This window comes from Streptomyces sp. iso_384, from assembly GCF_056172905.1.
On the sequence record NZ_JBWBTT010000001.1, the window covers coordinates 1443406 to 1460512 of the forward strand.

At 75.4% G+C, this 17107-nt stretch carries 13 protein-coding genes; 4 read left to right on the plus strand and 9 right to left on the minus strand.

The genetic code is table 11. From position 1 onward, the window contains the following. Positions 1-112: 112 nt before the first annotated feature. The 8 genes from AC0VY3_RS06440 to AC0VY3_RS06475 form a co-directional block, all read right to left on the minus strand. Entirely contained in the window at positions 113-1945 is a 1833-nt protein-coding gene (locus AC0VY3_RS06440) for a glycoside hydrolase family 3 protein (RefSeq protein WP_475549175.1), read from the minus strand. 194 nt (positions 1946-2139) lie between these two features. Then, the gene (locus tag AC0VY3_RS06445) at positions 2140-2928 is read right to left on the minus strand and encodes a sugar phosphate isomerase/epimerase family protein (RefSeq protein ID WP_103507329.1); all 789 of its coding nucleotides are present in this window, start codon (positions 2926-2928) and stop codon (positions 2140-2142) included. Positions 2929-3004: 76 nt separating this feature from the next. Then, positions 3005-3622 carry a GAF domain-containing protein gene (locus AC0VY3_RS06450; RefSeq protein ID WP_103507328.1) on the minus strand — a complete coding sequence of 206 codons (618 nt, stop codon included), beginning with the start codon at positions 3620-3622 and terminating at the stop codon, positions 3005-3007. Then, complete coding sequence (locus AC0VY3_RS06455; protein WP_475549176.1) at positions 3606-4559, minus strand: S8 family peptidase; 954 nt, start codon at positions 4557-4559, stop codon at positions 3606-3608. Before AC0VY3_RS06455 ends, AC0VY3_RS06450 begins: the two co-directional genes overlap by 17 nt. Before the next feature lie 3 nt (positions 4560-4562). Beyond that, complete coding sequence (locus AC0VY3_RS06460) at positions 4563-7862, minus strand: adenylate/guanylate cyclase domain-containing protein (protein WP_475549177.1); 3300 nt, start codon at positions 7860-7862, stop codon at positions 4563-4565. Positions 7863-7954: 92 nt separating this feature from the next. Next, positions 7955-8173 carry an aroma-sacti cluster domain-containing protein gene (locus AC0VY3_RS06465; protein ID WP_103508274.1) on the minus strand — a complete coding sequence of 73 codons (219 nt, stop codon included), beginning with the start codon at positions 8171-8173 and terminating at the stop codon, positions 7955-7957. After that, positions 8170-8853 carry an iron-containing redox enzyme family protein gene (locus tag AC0VY3_RS06470; RefSeq protein ID WP_258047092.1) on the minus strand — a complete coding sequence of 228 codons (684 nt, stop codon included), beginning with the start codon at positions 8851-8853 and terminating at the stop codon, positions 8170-8172. The genes AC0VY3_RS06465 and AC0VY3_RS06470 overlap by 4 nt, the downstream gene beginning before the upstream one ends. Positions 8854-8990: 137 nt before the next feature. Next, a complete protein-coding gene (locus AC0VY3_RS06475; protein WP_475549178.1) occupies positions 8991-10175 on the minus strand; it encodes a radical SAM protein in 1185 nt (394 codons plus the stop codon). Positions 10176-10508: 333 nt separating this feature from the next. Here AC0VY3_RS06475 and AC0VY3_RS06480 point away from each other — a divergent pair, with 333 nt between their 5' ends. The 4 genes from AC0VY3_RS06480 (at position 10509) to lanKC (ending at position 15079) form a co-directional block, all read left to right on the plus strand. Continuing rightward, entirely contained in the window at positions 10509-10670 is a 162-nt protein-coding gene (locus AC0VY3_RS06480; RefSeq protein WP_170994579.1) for a hypothetical protein, read from the plus strand. Between the two features lie 82 nt (positions 10671-10752). After that, positions 10753-10908, plus strand: a complete 156-nt coding sequence (locus tag AC0VY3_RS06485) for a hypothetical protein (protein WP_181010725.1) — start codon at positions 10753-10755, stop codon at positions 10906-10908. 227 nt (positions 10909-11135) lie between these two features. Then, a complete protein-coding gene (locus AC0VY3_RS06490) occupies positions 11136-12407 on the plus strand; it encodes an MFS transporter (RefSeq protein WP_475549179.1) in 1272 nt (423 codons plus the stop codon). Positions 12408-12418: 11 nt separating this feature from the next. Continuing rightward, positions 12419-15079: a class III lanthionine synthetase LanKC gene (lanKC, locus tag AC0VY3_RS06495; RefSeq protein WP_475549180.1), complete on the plus strand. Its 2661-nt coding sequence runs from the start codon at positions 12419-12421 to the stop codon at positions 15077-15079. On the opposite strand, the gene AC0VY3_RS06500 is transcribed toward lanKC, so the two are convergent. Then, positions 15066-16958: an AfsR/SARP family transcriptional regulator gene (locus AC0VY3_RS06500; protein ID WP_258047298.1), complete on the minus strand. Its 1893-nt coding sequence runs from the start codon at positions 16956-16958 to the stop codon at positions 15066-15068. The two genes, lanKC and AC0VY3_RS06500, sit on opposite strands and share 14 nt — an antisense overlap. Positions 16959-17107 lie beyond the last annotated feature (149 nt).

Consider the following 17107-nt stretch of genomic DNA (forward strand, 5'->3'; position numbering starts at 1 on the left):
ATACGTCCGTAAAGACGTACACCCGGCGCGGCCCGCCGGAGCGGGGCCACGCCACTTGCGCGGGCGCTTTGCGTCTGCGGCCGGATGCCGGTGCCGTCCGGTCGCCGTAGGGCTAGTACGTCAGTCCGTGGCCCACCGGATACAGCACCTGCGTGGGGTCGTCCGCGCGCTGCACCGGAACCGGGAGGGTGCCCTCAGGATCGGCGCGGCCCGCGATCACCCGGGCGGCGGCGCGCAGTTCGACATCGGTCCAGGAGTACGCGGCGAGGCTCGCCGCGACTCCGGTGCCGGTGAGGTGGGCGACGTCGTACGGGTTGCGGACGGCGATGGTGATCACCGGGACGCCGGTCGCCACGAGGGCCGTGACGAGTGTGCGCTGTGAGCTGTTCGCGGTGACGTTGTACGTCGCCACGACCACCGCGTCCTTGCCTTCGGCGGCGGCGACCGCCTCGGCGATCTTCGCCTGGTCCGGAGCCGTACCGGTGGACAACGCCCGTGTGGTGAAGCCCAGTTCGCCGAAGGTGTGGGCCAGTGTGCCGGTCGGCGGGCCCGTCGTCCCGGACGGCGAGGCCGGATCGGCGCCCACCACCAGCAGCTTGCGGTGGGTGCGGCGGGAGAGCGGCAGCAGCGTGCCCGGGTCGGCGAGCAGGGTCGTCGTGCGCTCGGCGATCCGGTCGGCGGCGGCCCGGTGGGCGCGGCTGCCCACCGTGCGCTCGACGCCCCGGTGACTGACGAACGGGTTCCGGAACAGACCGAGTCCGTTCTTCAGGCGCAGGATCCGCAGGATCGATTCCTCGATCCTCGCCTCGCTGATCTCGCCGCTCCGCACCGCCTCCAGTACGGCGTTCCGGGCGACGGAGAGGTTCGGCGGGTTGAGCAGCTGGTCCACGCCCGCCAGCAGGGCGAGGACCGGCACGCGGTCGTCCCCGTACTTCGTGCGTACCCCCTCCATGCCGAGCGAGTCGGTGACCACCACCCCGTCGTAGCCCAGCTCCTCGCGGAGGATGCCGGTGAGGATCGGCCGGGAGAGCGTGGCCGGGTCCTCGGACGGGTCGAGTGCGGGGACCACGATGTGCGCGGTCATGATCGAGTCGATCCGGGCCCGGATCGCGGCGCGGAACGGCGGGGCGTCCAGCTCCTCCCACTGGGCGCGGGTGTGGTTGATGACGGGCAGTCCGGTGTGGCTGTCGGTGTTCGTGTCTCCGTGACCGGGGAAGTGCTTGGCGGTCGAGGCGACGCCCGCGCCCTGGTAGCCCTTCACCTGCGCGGCGACCAGGGCGGCCACCGCGTCGGGGTCGGAGCCGAAGGAGCGTACGCCGATGACCGGGTTGGCCGGGTTGACGTTGACGTCGGCGTCCGGCGCGTAGTTCTGGCTGATGCCGAGCGCGGCCAGTTCGGCGCCCGCGATCCAGGCGGCCCGCCGGGTGTCGGAGCGCGAGCCGCCCGCGCCGAGCGCCATCGCGCCCGGCAGCAGGGTGGCGGGTTCGCCGACCCGGCAGACGATGCCGTGCTCCTGGTCGGTGGAGACGAGCAGCGGCACCCGGTGGCGCTCCGCGAGCGCGGCGCGCTGGAGGCCGTTGGAGAGGTCGGCGATCTGGTGCGGGTCGCGAGTGTTGTGCGCCCAGGTGAAGTAGATGATGCCGCCGACGTGGTACGTGGAGATCAGCTCGGCGGCGGTGCGAACCCCGATCTCCTTGAGGTTCGCGTCGATGTCGGCCTGGTCGGGCTCGGTGGCGGAGTGCCCGTAGACCCGCATCACGAAGAGCTGGCCGACCTTCTCCTCCAGGCTCATCCCGGCGATGATCCGCCGCAGCCGGTGGTCGGTGAAGCCGTCCGCGGAGTGCGCGGAGGCGGCGGTGGGGGCGGCGAGGACGCCGGTGGCGGCTGCGGCGGTGGCGGCGGCGGTGGCGGTGAGGAGGGTGCGTCTTGAGGTGCGGTGGGGCACGTGAGCTCCTTCCCGGGGTGAAAGAAACTTCCAAGGAAGTACGCTTATAGGGAAAGTAACTTCCGGTCAAGGGGCCGGGCCACTCACGGCAGCACCGACACGCGAACGGCCCCCGGTCCACGGCCCCGCCGGGACCCGGACCCGGACTCGGCCCGGGACCTGGGGGCGTCCTTCCGCTCACCCCGCCGGATCCGCTACTGCTTCGGTGCTCCGAGCCGCAGCAGATGCTCACGCCCCGCGCCCAGCAGACCCGGCAGCTCCGCCGCCCCCGGGTGCCAGCGCTTCTCGTACTCCCAGCACACCCACGTCTCCGGATCCAGCCCGTCCAGGCACTCCGCCAGCGGAAGCGCCCCGGCCCCCGGTGCCAGCGGAGTGAGGTCCTCCGCCGACGCGACGTCCTTCACCTGTACGTAGCCGAGGTGCGGGGCCAGCACCGCACGGCTCGCGGCCGGCTCCTCACCGGCGAGCCAGGTGTGCAGCACATCCCAGATCGCGCCGACCCGGGGATGCCCGACCGTGGCGACGACCCGGGCGACGTCGAGGCCCGCCCGGTGCGAGTCATGGGTCTCCAGCAGGATGCTCACGCCCATGTCGGCGGCGGCCGGGGCGGCGGCCCCGAGCCGCCGGGCGGCCGTCGCGTCGGCCTCCGCCTGTTCCTGGTCGCCGCCGCCGGGGAACACCCGGACGTAGGACGCGCCCAGGTCGCGGGCGAGCTTCACCAGCTCGGCCAGTTCCGCGATGACCGCCTCGTCGTCGCCCTCGGCCGCCGCCTTCACATAACCGGCGAGGGCCAGGATCTCCACCCCGCCGGCCTTGAACGCCTCGACCACATCGGCCCGTTCCAGCGACGAGAGCCCCAGGTGCACCGGCTCCTCCGGATGGACGCGCAGCTCCACCCCCTGGTAGCCGTGGTCGGCGGCGAGCCGGACGACCTCGGCGACCGGCGTACCGGGCACTCCGAGCGTGGAGAAAGCGAGCTTCATCGTGCGTGTCCTTCCCTTGGTGCCGACGCCCCGCTCCTGCCCGCCGGGCCGGTGGCTACTCCCGGGGGCGGCCGCCTCAGCCGACCCCCCGCAGCAGTCGCTCCAGGCTACCCAGCAGTTTCAGCGCGTCCTCGCGCCGCGCCCCCTCCAGCGCGCCCCCGGCCGACACCGCGCGCTCCTCGGCCTCGCGCACCCGCTCCGGGGTGAGCACCCGCAGGGCTGCGGCGGCCTGCCGGGCGAACATCGCGAGCAGATCCAGCTCACGGACGCCCGACCGGGCCTGCGGGGACGGATCCAGCACCTCCAGTACGCCGAGGATCCGGGCATCGCTGATGAGCGGGGCCGCCATCAGAGCGTTCGGCACATACGCGGTCGACTCCGCCAGCGAACGGTCGAAGGACGGATCGGCACTCAGATCGTCCACCACCATCGGCTCGCCGGAGGTCGCCACCCACCCGGCGATCCCGCGCCCGGCCGGGAACCGGCGGCCCACGAGGAACTCCTCGCCCTGCCCGGACACGGCCTGGAAGACCAGCTCGTCCGCCTCCTCGTCGAGCAGGAAGACCGAACTGGCCTCGGCCCCGAAGATGGCGCGGGCCACGTCGACGACCGACTGGAGCAGCTCGCTGCGCGGCGCGTCGGCGACCGTGGCGGTGGCGGAGAAGGAGGCGGCGGAATCAGTTCTCGGAGTCATCACGGGTATCTCCTGCCGGAGTGGAAGAAGGACGCGGTGCGTGGCGCACATTGGCCGCGGACAGATAGAGGGCGTTCTTGAGCTGGAAGGCCGTCATCCGCGGATGCGCGGACAGGACGCGGGCGCAGAGCCCGGCGACGTACGGCGTGGCGAAGCTGTTCCCCGTGGTGCGGATCGTCCGGCCGCCCAGCCACGGCACGGTCACGTTCTGGCCCGGGCCGAAGAACTCCACCGGGGGATCCGGGTTGTACAGATGCAGTTCGGGATCGTCCTCCTGGTGGCTGCCCACCGAGATCACCGACGCGAACCGCCAGGGGAAGCTCTCCACCGGGGTGTTGTGGGCCGAGGCGACGATCACCGTACGGGCGAAGTAGGCGCTGTCGGCCAGGCTGTGCAGCTCCTGCGCGAACCGGGTACGGGTCGTCGACAGACTGAGGTTGACCACGTCGAAGCGCTGCTCCACCGCCCAGCGCAGCCCGGCCATCAGGACGTCGCCGGTGCCGGAGAACCGCTCCCCGAGCACCCGCACACTGTGGATCTCGCACTCCGGGGCGGTCCGGCGGACGATGCCCGCGCACGCGGTGCCGTGCCCGCAGGTGTCCCCGGTGGTCGTCGGCTCGACCGCGATCTCCCCGCTCTCCCCGTCCTTGACGACCACCCAGGAACCGGCCAGCGGGCCGATCAGCGGATGGTCCCGCTCCACCCCCGAATCCACCACGCACACGCGTACGCCGCGTCCGGTGGCGGGCCCGGCGGGGCGGCCGAGCGGTGGTCCGGCGTCCGCGAGCACCGGTACGTCCTGCGGTCCGCGCCCGCGCAGACTCCAGGTCAGCCCCTGCCCGGGCCCGGTGCGCCGCCCTCCGGGGGCCGCCGTACCGGTCCCTCCCGGTCCCGGCCTCGTCCCCGTCCGTGCCCTTCCCGGTTCCGTGGTCGTCATCGGTCAGCTCCTCTCCCTCGTCGTGGCCATGGCCCGGGGCGGGTGCGCGAGGAACCCGGAGACCCGGCGCACCCCCGGCAGATGCCCCTTGCCGGTGAAGTGCGCCCCGGCCGACCGGGCCGATGCCCCGGCCTCCGGCCACCGGCCCAGGGCGGCGAGCGTGTGCGCCCGGTCCAGCTCGGCCGTCGCCTGCACCAGCGGTGAATCGGTGAGCAGCGAGGCCCGGACCGCCCGGTCCGCGTGCCCGGCCGCCTCCTCGGGTGCGGATCGCGCCGCCAGCCGGGCCCGCAGCCCCGCCAGATCCACCGTGTCCGCACGGCTCAGCCCCGAGGTGTCGCCGACGCCCGCCAGCCGGGCGGCCGCCCGGTCCTCGCGGCCCTCGTCCAGCTCCAGGCGGGCCGCGTCCAGCGCCACCGCCGTCCGCATCCCGGCCGCCCCAGTGCGCCGGGCCGCCGCGTCCGCCCGGCCCAGCAGCTCCAGTGCGGCGGCGCTCCGGCCGGACAGCGCCTCCACCGTCGCCCGGAACACCGGCAGGAAGACCTCCGCCTCCGCGAACCCCAGCTTCCCGGCCAGCCGTTCCGCCTCGGCCAGGCAGCCCTGCGCCTCCTCGGTCCGGCCCTGGAGCGCGTACAGCACCGCCAGCGGGCAGTTGAGGGTGACCCGGACCGTGGGCCGGCCCGCACCGTGCGCCGCCAGCAGCGTCCGGCAGCGGACCACCGCGGCGGGCACCGGAACCGGACCGCGCCACAACGAGATGCCGATCGCGCCGAGCGCCCCGGCCCGTTCCGGCTCCGCACCGGCCAGCACGGCGTGCTCCAGGGCCCGCGCCTGGTCCCGCTCCGCCTCCTCGTGCCGCCCGGACCGCTGGAACTGCTGGGCCAGCCGCAGATGCGCGCGGGCCCGGCCGGTCGAGTCACCGGCCGCCTCGAAGACCGGCAGTACGGTACGGGCCACGGCGGCGGGGCCGGGTCCGGCGCCCGGATCCAGCACCGCGAGCGCGAGCCGGGCATGCGCGGCCTCCACCGCGTCGGCCCCCGAGTCCCGTACCCGGCGCAGCAGTTCGGCCCCTTCGCCGGTGCGGCCCAGCGCGAGGCGGACCTCGCCGAGCCGCCGCGTCGCCGCCGGGTCGCCGGGGCACAGGTCCACCGCGCGTTCCAGCAGCCCGTGCGCCCAGTGCAGATCGGACCGGGCGGCGGCCTGCGCCCCGGCCCGGCCCAGCGCGGCGGCGGCCCGGTCGCGCAGCCGCCGGGCCGCGTCGTCCAGCAGGCCCAGCTCGGCGCGGTAGCGGTAGGCGCGCTCCAGATGGCCGCCCACCGCACCGTCGCCGGCGCGCAGCACGCTGGGCAGCTCCGCCGCCCAGGCATGGCGGTCCGCCTTGGCCCGCTTGGACAGCGAGGCGTAAGCCACCTCGTGGACCAGCCCGCTGCTGAACCGGTACGCCGCCTCCTCCCGGCCGCCCGGCGGCCCCGACTCCACCAGCCTGCGGCGGCCCAGCACCGCCAACGCCTCCTCGACGCGCCGCCGGTGCTCCGGGGCGGCCGCGCCCGCGAGCGGACCGGGGCCGTGGCCCTCCCCGGCCTGTACGGAGAACTCCAGCCGGACCAGTTCCGGTGCGGTGAACTCCCGGCCGATCACAGCGGCCAGGTCCACGACCCCGCGCTCCGCCCTGGCCAGCGCCCCGATGCGGGCGCCGAGGAGGGCCTGGAGCGTGGGCGGCAGATCCTCGTCGGGGGCCGGGCCGCCGGGGCGGGAAGCGGTCGCCGGGTCCTCGCGGTCGCCGACCAGGAGCTGTTCCAGGTAGAGCGGATTACCCCCGGCCCGTGCCAGGACCCGGTCGTCCACCGGGGCCGGCCCGCCGTTCGGACCGGCGAGACCGGCGGCGAGCCGGGCCGCCTCCTCGTGGGGGAGGCCGGTGAGCTGGAGGTGCCCCGCACCGGCCGGGGGCTCGCCGTCCTCGTCCGGCCCGTCCGGCCGTCCGGCGCAGAGCACCAGCACGCCCGCGCACCCGGAGCCGTCCGTCAGCCGGTGCACCGTGCGGACCAGCAGCGGGGCCGCCGCGTGCCAGTCGTCCAGCACCAGCACGACCGGGCGGATACGGGCGGCCCGCGCCAGGACCGCCGTCAGGGCCGCGCACATGTCCTCGAAGGGCGCGTTCGGCGTGCCGTCGCGCAGCAGGCCCCCGGAGAGCAGGGCCATCGCGTCGTCGACCGCCAGCCCGTCGGCCCCGTCCGCCGGGCCGGGTACGGACGTGGGCCCGCCCGCCGCCGGAGGAACCGCCGCAGGACCCGCAGGAGGAACCGCCGGGAGACCGACCAGCGAACGGACCGCGTCGGCCAGCGCCGCGAGGGTGCCGTGGTCCCCGTAACTGCGGCACCGCCCCGCCCCGTAGACCAGCGCGCCGGACGCCGACCGCTCCGCCAGCCACTCCCGTACCAGCCTGGTCTTGCCGATGCCCGCCTCCCCGGTGACCCGCAGCAGCCCGGCCCCGCCGCTGTTCGCGGCCCGCTCCAGGGCGGCGTCCAGTGCTTGCCGCTCGGCGTCGCGGCCGACGAAGGGGACGTCGAAGCGGCGCAGCAGCTCGGGGTCGTCCGCGCCCAGCGCGAGCAGCCGGTAGGCCTCCACGCTGTCCCGCTTGCCCTTCAGCCGCAGCGGCCCGGTGGGCTCGGCGCGCACCGTCGGACCGGCGGCGAGCAGCGTCCCCGGGCCGATCAGGATCTCGCCCCGGCCCGCGTTCTGCTCCAGCCGGGCGGCGATGTTGACGGTCTCCCCGGAGACCAGGGCCTGCCGGGCGGTCGCATCCGAACCCGCTACCACCTGACCGGTGTTGACGCCGATCCGGGTGGCCAGCTCGATGCCGAGGGTGGCGTTCAGCTCCTCGTTCAGCCGGGCCAGCGCCCGGCGCATCCCGAGCGCCGCCGCCAGCGCCCGGCGGGCGTCGTCGTCACGGACCACCGGCACACCGAACACCGCCATCACCGCGTCCCCGATGAACTTCTCCGGAGTGCCGCCCCGCGCCACGATCTCCGCGCTCATCGCTTCGAAGTACCGCAGCGTCACCGTGCGCAGCGTCTCCGGGTCGAGCACCCCGGACAGCGCGGTGGACCCGACGAGATCGCAGAACAGCACGGTCACCGGCTTGCGCTCGTCACCGGCCGGGGCGACGGCGGAAGCGGTCGCGGCAGTCGGGGCGTTGGCGGTGTCCGTGGCGCCCGCGGCAGTCGCGGCGGTCGCGCACGGCGTTCCGCAGGACGAACAGAAACGGGCCGTCGGCGGCAGATCCTGCCGGCACGAGAGGCAGTTCATGGCGGGTCCTTCTCTCCGATGTCGGGCGGGTACGGGCCCGCTTCCGGCGCTCGACGGCCGGCTACGGGCCCGTACCGCTGATCGGTCGCCGGTCAGAACAGCGCGCCGCCGGCGATCTCGCCGTGCGCCTGTACCTCGGGACCGACGGCGTCCAGCCGGCTCTTCACATCGAGCAGCAGCGCCAGTTCTTCCGGCGTCAGCCCGCTCAGCACCTCGCGCTGCTCCTCGGTGAGGAGGTCCACGGGGAAGCCCGCTTCGTACAACGCGTCGGGCAGCACGGGCCGTTCGCCGTTCTCGGGTGGTCCGGTCATGGTGTGACTCCCATCGGTGGGACAGGTCCGGCTCCCCGCAGCGACGGCGCCGGTGCGGAGCGCCCGAGCCGGACGAACAGCCGGGTGAGCGCGTCGAGGGAGTGCAGCGCGCTGACCGCCACGGCCGCTTCCTGCCCCCGGCCGAGCGGCAGCCGGTCCAGCAGCGCGTACAGCTCGTCCAGGTGCTCCGTGTCGAGCACCGAGTGCTCCCGTACGGTCCGCAGCGCGGCGGCGGGCAGCCCGGTCAGCCGGGCGATCCGGCCGGTGAGGCCGGGGGCGGGCGCGTAGCCCTCCAGTACGGCGATGTAGCCGAGCAGGGCTACCGGGTGGTGGTGCTCGATCCAGTAGTACTGGGACCCGACGAGCGAGGCGACCAGCGGTGAGGGCAGCGGGCCGAGCGCGTCCTCGGGCATGCCGCCCGCCGCACGCAGGTCCTCCAGCAGCCAGTCGTCGTGGCCCTCCTCCTCCCGGATGTGCTCCTCCAGATACGCGGCGAGCGGCGCCGCCAACGGGTCGCCGGAGGAAGCCCGTCGGCGGGCCCGGTGCAGGGCCAGCTCCATCAGCGGGACGGAGGCGCGGATGACGGCGTGCATGGTGCCCAGATACGTCCGATAGCGCGGCAACAGCCCTTCGGCGCGCCACATGTGATGCGTCGCGTCCCGGAACTCCGGCTCCAGCAGCAGGAGTTTGACCCGCAGGCGCGCGGAGGCCCCGGCACGCCCGAGCGGTGCGCCCCGCGTCCTCCCGGCCGTCGTCCCACCGGCCGTCGTCCTCCCGGCCGCCGTGTCCCCGGCCGTCGTGCTCCCGGCCGTCGCGCTCATCGGACGTCCTCCGCGTCGCTCTCCGGCAGGGCCCGCCCGCCCGCGACGACCAGCGGTGCGTACGCCGCGCAGCCGTGGCGGCGCACGACGCCCTGCGCGCCCTCGCGGGAGCCGCGTACCGCCGCCGTCAGGTCCAGCAGCGCCCCGGCCGCCCCGCCCGCCACCGCCCGGGCCCCGGCCACCGCCGCCTCGTCGTCGCCCAGCGCCCGGCAGCCGTCGCAGTAGGAGCCCGCCGGGGGACCGGAGCCGTACCGGGCGGCCAGATGCGTGGGCCCGACCGTGCGGAGCATCCGCAGCACCGGGGACTCCAGCGCCCGGCGGCGTACGGCCGCCCAGTCGTCGGCGTCGATGTGCCCGAGGTCCAGATGGGCCGGGACGGGTCGCCGGTCGACGGTGTCCTGGTTGCAGCAGGCCAGCACGCGGCCGTCGAAGGCGACCACCGGCCAGGCGGCCATCGAGCACGGCGACGCCGCCGCCGGGTCCGGGCCGGTACGGGCGGGCCGGGCCCAGGCGGCGGCCCGGCCGAACGGCCGCACCTCGTTGACCAGGCACGGAACCTGTCCGCCGAACTCCTCCTCCACCTCCCGGGTGAGGCCGGCGAGATACGGGTCGGCCGCGCCGGTCCCGGTGAGGTGCAGGCTCACGGCCACGCCCTCCTCCCGGATCCGGTGCAGGGCGCGGAACACGTCGGCGCGCGGGACCTCGCGTTCGTGGTGGACGTCGAGGGAGGCCGAGAAATGGTCGACCGAGCGGATCGCGCGCAGGATCGCGGGCGGAACCGCCGCGCCACGCCGACCGCCGCTCAGCCCGCCGAACCGGCCCCCGGCGCGGGCGTTGCCGCTCCGGCCGCGGCCGCTTCGGCCGCTTCCGCTCCGGGCGAAGAACATGCCGCTGAGCAGCGCGGTACGGGACCCGGCGCGGCGCGCCAGCGTGCTCAGCCGCTCGGCGAGCGCGGGCAGCAGCAGCGGCTCCCCGCCGGTGAGCATGACGACGTCGGGCCGGTTCTCCTCGGTGAACGAGCCGACGAAGCGCTCCAGTTGACCGCCGTCCGGCTCCTGTCGGGTGAACAGGTCCGACCCGGTCGAGCAGTGCGCGCAGCGCAACGGGCAGCGCCGGGTGAGGCCGATGAGCAGACCTGCGGCCGGGAAGGGCCGCCGTGCGACGAGTTCGGCGAGTTCCATGCGGGCCGCCTCCTTCGGGGCCGGTGCGCGTCGGGCGCGTACCCAGGCTGTGCGGAACCGGTTCGCGGACGGTCCGGAATCGCTTCGGAGGCGGTATGGGCCCAGGCCGGGACGGATCCCCGCACCGTCGCCGGAGGCTCCGGAGGCGAGCTCGGCTCACTCCGGACGGGCCCGAACTGGCCCGATACCGCCGCCATACCGCCGCCGAAGCGATCGCCAGGCCCGGCTTCCTAACTTTCTCGGCAACGGCAGGCACCGGCCCGCCGCACCGGACACCGAGGGGCGTTCCCCACGGGCCCCGGGTCCCGCAGTGACGAGTGGATGGAGACCACCATGTCCGAGAACACGAAGCCCGCCGCCGACGACGCCAACGAGACCCCCGAGGTCGAGGCGCACTCCGTCCTGGACCTCCAGGAGACCGCCGTCCACGGCGACCGCGACATCATCGCGCCCCCCGGCAACTGCATCAGCGTGCTGAGCGTCGTCGAGAACTGACCCCGCACACCGGACGCCCAAGGCCCTTCTGCGGCCAGGGGGTTCCCGGTCATTCCGCAGTGACGAGTGGATGGAGACGACCATGTCCGAGAACACCCAGCCGGCCGACGACGCCAACGAGACCCCCGAGGTCGAGGCGCACTCCGTGCTGGACCTCCAGGAGACCTCCGTCCAGGGCGGCGACACGACCGACGGCAACTGCATCAGCGTGCTGAGCGTCGTCGAATCGCAGCGCTGACCGCAGGCGCAGCGCGGCGCCGAGCACACCGGGCCGTGCGCCGCGGCGGGCCGAGGCCGACGCCTCGCCGCCGCGGCGCCCGGCCGGCGGACAGGCGGACAGGCGGACAGGCGGTACGGGGCGGCTCCGCGAACACCGGAGCCGCCCCGCCGCGCTTCGTGCACCCCTGCCCCGCCACCTCACCCATGTCCTGCACCGCCCTGCCCGACGACCTCCGGGAGCCCCCGATGGCCACGCCGCTCCGCTCCAACCGGGATTTCCGGCTGCTCTGGATGAGCGGCCTCTTCGCCGTTCTGGGCAGCCAGATGGGCGCCCTCGCGCTGCCCCTGCTGATCCTCCGGGAGACCGGATCCGCCGTGCAGGCCGGCGCGGTGGGGACCGTGTCCGTCGGCGCCGTGCTGATCACGATGCTGCCCGGCGGGGTGATGGCCGACCGGGTCGAACGCCGCCGGCTGATGCGGCTGTGCGACGTGGGGAGCCTGGCGGCGGTCACCGCCCTGACCCTCGCCGTGTGGAACGGGCACGCCCCCATGGCGCTCGTCCTGCTCGTCGCTACCGCGGGCGCCGTGCTGAACAGCGTCTACGCCCCCGCCGCCTTCGGTCTGATGCGCGCGGTCGTGCCACCGGACCAGATGGGCACGGCGACCGCCCGGCTCCAGGCGCGCACCTCCACGGTCCGGCTGGTCGGCCCGCTCGTCGGCGGTGCGCTGTTCGGCGTGCACCAGGCCCTGCCGTTCATCGCCCAGTTCGTCGGACTGCTCCTCTCGACGGTCTGCGTGGCCCTCGTGCGGACCCGTTCGGAGGCCAGGACCAAGGCCGGTTCGGTGTTCAGCCGCCGGGAGCTCACCGCCGGGCTCACCTTCCTGTGGCAGCTGCCCTACCTGCGCACGGTGCTGCTCGTCTTCGGCCTCGGCATGAACTTCGCGTTCGGCGCCCTCACCTTCACCGCGCTCGCCGTCTTCTCCGAGGGCGGGCGCTCCGGCCTCGGCGGCGGGTTCGTCATCACCTGCGTATCGGCGGGCGCCCTCGTCGGCGCCCTGCTCGCGCCCCGGCTGGCGCCCGACCGCCATGTCCGGACGCTCATCGTCATCACCTGCTGGAGCTGTGTCTCGACGGCCGCCGCGCTGGCCTGGGTCAGCAGTCCGCTGCTGGCCGGCCTGCTGTGCGCGCTCTGCATGGGCCTGTCGACGGTCGCCAGTATCGGCTTCCTCTCCACCCTGCTGATCGTCACCCCGGAGGACCGGCTCGGCCGGGTGCAGAGCGCGGCCTCCTTCCTGTCCTCGGTGGTCCAGCCGTTCGGGCCGCTGGCGGGCGGCGCGCTGCTGACCGCCCTGGGCAGCAGCGCCGCCTTCGGGGTGACCGGGTGCGTGCTGGCCGTGTCGGCGGCCGTGGTGACGTTCGCCCCCTCCGTACGCGCCGGGGCGGTCCCGGTACCCGGCCGCCCGGCGGAAGAGCCCCGACCCGCCCACGACACCGCCGGTCGTCCCGGCGCACTCTGAGGAGAACCGCCGTGCCCGGACCGCAGCAGACCCAGCTCTACTGCCTCGCCGACCGTACGTACTACGACACCCCGGCCCGGCTGCGGGACGAGGGGACCCGCTACCCCCTGGACTCCGCCCCGCCCCCCGAGGGCTGGTGCCGGACCCCGGGCGGCCTGTGGACCTCGATGGTGCCGGAGCGCGGGGAACCGGCCGCGCAGGGCTGGAAGATCCATGTCTCCACGGTCCCGGAGGAGGCGGAGGCGACGCTGCGCGACACCACCCGGGTCTGCCTCGCCCACGGGGTGCCGTTCAAGTTCCTCCGCAGCGAGCAGGCGCTGCTGCTGATGTCCGGCAAGTACATGTCCCGCTCCGGCGCGGGGAAGTTCCTCACGCTCTACCCGCCGGACGAGACCGTCTTCCTGCGGCTGCTCGACGAGCTGACCCGGGTCCTCGCGGGCCGGAGCGGCCCGTACATCCTCAGCGACCTCCGTATCGGCGACACCCCGGTCCACGTGCGGTACGGGGCGTTCACCGCCCGCTGGTGCCGGGACGCGAACGGCGAACGGGTGCCCGCCCTGCGCCATCCGTCGGGCCACCTGGTGCCCGACGAGCGCGGCGTGGTGTTCCGGGTGCCGCCGTGGGTCACCGTGCCCGGGGCGCTGCGCCCGCACCTGGCCGCCCGCGCCGCCGCCGGGGACGCCGCGTTCCCGTACACCGTCACCAAGGCCCTCCAGTTCTCCAACGCCGGTGGCATCTACCTCGCCCGGCACCGGGACACCGGCCGGCAGGTGGTGCTCCGCGAGGCCCGGCCGCACTGCGGGCTCGACGGGGCGGGCGACGACGCGGTGACACGGCTGCACCGCGAGCACCGGGCCCTGACCACGCTGGCCGGACTGGACTGCGTACCGAAGGTGCACGGGGTGACGACCGTGTGGGAACACCACTTCCTGATCGAGGAGCACATCGAGGGGAACACCCTCCTGGAGGAGGTCGTCGCCCGCTTCGCCCTCGTGCGCGGGGCGGGAACGCCCGCCGAACTCGCGCCGTACACCGCGTGGGTGGACTCGATCACCGGACAACTCACCCGTGCGCTGGCGGCTGTTCACGCCCGGGGCCTGCGCTTCGGCGATCTGCACCCCAACAACATCATCGTCCGCCCCGACGGCCGCGTGGCCCTCATCGACTTCGAGTACGCCGTCGGCCTCGACGACCAGGACACCCCGCTGGCGGGTGCGCCGGGCCTCCAGGCGCCCGTCGGCACCCCCGGCGCCGAGGCCGACGGCTATGCCCTCTGGGCGACCTGGCTCAGCATGCTGATGCCGCTCATGGAGCTGGCCGGGCACGACCGGGCCAAGGCCCTGACCCTGGAACGCTGGGCCCGCCGGAGGTACGCCCTGGCGTCCGACGCGGGCCCGCGCCGCCCCGCCGTCCTGCGGACCGTGGCGGACGACCGGGAGCGCGAGATCACGGCCCTCCTCGACGGCCCCGCCCCCGACTGGGCGGGCCTGCGCACCCGGCTGCTCGCCGGAATCCACGCGGGCGCGACGCCCGAGCGCGGCGACCGGCTCTTCCCCGGCGACCCCAAGTCCTTCGCCACCGGCGGCAGCGACCTGGCGCACGGGGCCGCCGGTGTCCTGTACGCGCTCCACCGTGTCGGGGCCCCGGTCCCGGACGCCTGGACGGACTGGCTCGTGGACGCCGCCCGCCATCGCGACCCGGCGTCGCCCGGCGGCCTGTTCGACGGACTGCCGGGCACCGCCGTGGTGCTGGCCCGGCTCGGCCGCCCGGACGAGGCACGGGAGCTGTTCGCCCGGGCCGCCGCCGCCGCGCACCCCTCCGCCTGCGCCGACCTGCTGACCGGCCGCGCGGGCACGGCCCTGGCGGCGCTCCGCCTGGCCACGGCCGGCACGTCGGCCCTGGGCGTGGACGCGGTGGACGGTGCTCCGGCTCCGAGCCCAGCCACAGCCCCGGACCCGGAGCTGCTGGAGACGGCCCTGCGCACCGCCTGGGATCTGGACTGCCTGGTCCGGGGCGAGGGCGGGGCGGGCGGCGGCCTGACCGCCCCGCCCTCCGCCGGGCTGCTGCGCGGACTGAGCGGCGTCGCCCTGCTGCACCTGGAACTCCACGCGCTCACCGGCGAGGAGTGGCTGCTGCGCGCCGCCCGCACCGCCCTGTACCGGGACTCCGGCCACTGCGTCGCGATGCCCGACGGCACCGTCCAGGTCAAGGACGGCCGCCGCCACCTGCTCTACCTCGACCAGGGCAGCGGCGGCTTCGCCCTGGTCGCCCACGCCTACCTGGCCCGGCACGAAGCACCCGCGCTCGCCGCGCTGCTGCCCGGGGTGCAGAAGGGCTGCACCAACGAGTTCGTCCGGGAGCCGGGGCTCTTCACCGGCCGGGCCGGACTCGTCGCCACCGCCCGCCAGTTGGAGCGGGGCCCGGCCGGACCGGGGGTGCTCGCATCCGTACGTAACCTGTCCTGGCACCTGATCGCCGACGGCGACCGGCTGCTGGTGCCCGGGGCGGGCCTGCGACGCTGCTCCGCCGACCTGGCCACCGGGGCGGCCGGGCTGCTGCTGGCCCTGCACTTCCTGGCCGGTGCGGACGGGACGGAGACCGAGGGGCCCGCCCGCGGAACCCTCGCCGTCGACCGCCCGCACGATCTGCTGAAGCTGCTCACCCTGGGCTGAGCGGACCGGCCGCCACAGGCGTGCCGGTGTGGGCGGGCACGGAGGGCACGCGGGTGTCGGCGGGCAGGCCACCGCCCCGCCCCGACGCCCCGCGCTCGCGGGCGTACAGGCCGAGCAGCCGCGGCACCTCGTACAGCGCGGCGTGTGCGGTGACCTCTCCGGCGGGCGAGGTCACCGCACCGGCGTCGATCAGCGACTCGACGGCCCGGATCGCCGCCCGCTCCCCGCAGCCCAGCGCCGTCGTGGCCCGGTCCAGGGTGAAGCCCCCGGCCTCGGCGAGCCCGGCCAGCCGCCCCAGCACCCACCGGTCGCCGTCCGCCAGGTCCTGCCAGCCGGACGCGACCCGGTGCCGTACGGAGACGTCCCCGGCGACCAGTTCGTCCAGCGCGGCCGACGGATCCTCCAGCCGGGCCGCGTACTCCGCCAGCGGGAGATGCCGCAGCACCGCCAGCCGCATCCCGCTCACCTCCACCGCGAGCGGCAGCGACCCGCAGGCCCGGACGATCCGCAACGCCGCCGCCGGGTCGGTCCGCAGCCGCCCGATCCCGATCAGCTTGCCCAGCAGCTCCAGGGCCTCGCTGTCCGCCAGCACCGGCAGCGCGATCCGGTGCACCGGGGCGAGCCCGGCCAACTGCCCCCGGGCGGTGACCAGTACGGAGCAGGAACCCGACCGTGGCAGCAGCCCCCGTACGGACGTCTCGTCCGGTACGTCGTCCAGGACGACCAGCGCCCGGTGCCGGGCCAGCCACTCCTGCCAGGCGTCCTCGCGGGCGGCGCTCCCCTCCGGCACCCCGCACAGCCTCCCCAGCTCCGCCAGGACCTCCGCCCGGCCGCGCGCCGTACCGTCCTCCCGGCGCACCCGCACATGGACGCGGCCGTCGGGGAACCGGTCGGCGAGCAGATGGGCCGCCCGGACCGCCAGCGCCGACTTCCCCGCCCCGGCCGGACCCGAGACGACCACCACGCGCTCCTCGCCGCCCAGCACATCGAGAAGATCGCGGAGTTCGTCGCGGCGACCGGTGAAGGCCCCGGTACAGGCGGGCAGCGCCACCGCGCTCACCGCCTCCCGGGCGGCGGCGGGCCGCCGGGCCTCGCGCCCCCGGCCGAGCATCGAGCGGTACACCGCCGCCATCGCCGGGCTCGGCTCCAGGCCCAACTCCCGTGCCATCAGCTGCCGGTAGTCGTCGTACACCGCCAGCGCCTCGGCCTGCCGGCCGGACTGGTGCAGCGAGTTCATCCAGGCGGCCCGCAGCCGCTCCCGCAGCGGATGGCGCTCCACCAGGTCCCGCAGCCCGTCCACCGCGACGGCCGCCCGGCCCAGTTCGATCTCGGCCTCCGCCCAGTCCTCGTAGACCGTCAGACAGCGGGCCTCCAGCCGGTCCGCCTCCTCGGCCACCCCGGCGGAGTCCCGCAGATCGTTCAGCGGCGGCCCCTCCCACAGGTCCAGCGCCTCCCGCAACAGCCGGGCGGCGGCCCGCAGATCGCCCCGTCCGGCCTCCGCCCGGCCCGCCCGGGCCAGCGACCCGAACCGCAGGGTGTCCAGCTCGCCCTCGGCGATCCGCAGCAGATAGCCCCCGCAGCCGTGCACCACCCGGTCCCGGCCCCCGTCCCCGGCCGGGCCCAGGAGGGCGCGGGCGGCACTGACGTACACCTGGAGGTTCTTCCGGGCGGTGCGGGGCGGGTCGTCCGGCCACACCGCGTCGGTCAACACATCGACTGGTACGGGAGTGTTGGGGCGGGCCAGCAGGGTGGCGAGGACCAGGCGCTGCTTTCGCGGGCCGAGCGGCAGCTCGCGGCCGTCCAGCCGGGCCGTGAGCGGGCCGAGCAGGGAGAAGTACACCGCACCTGCGGAACCGGTACGGGCGGGAGGTCGGGTCATCAGCGGGCCTCCGATAACGGGGACGGGCGGCGGAGTGGGCCGTACGCACACCCCGATCCTGCTGCCGGGCCGGCCCCCGCACATCGGGGCCCCGCCCGCATTTTCCGGCCGCGCACCCGACCGAAACCGCCCGACGCCCCCATGTTGCC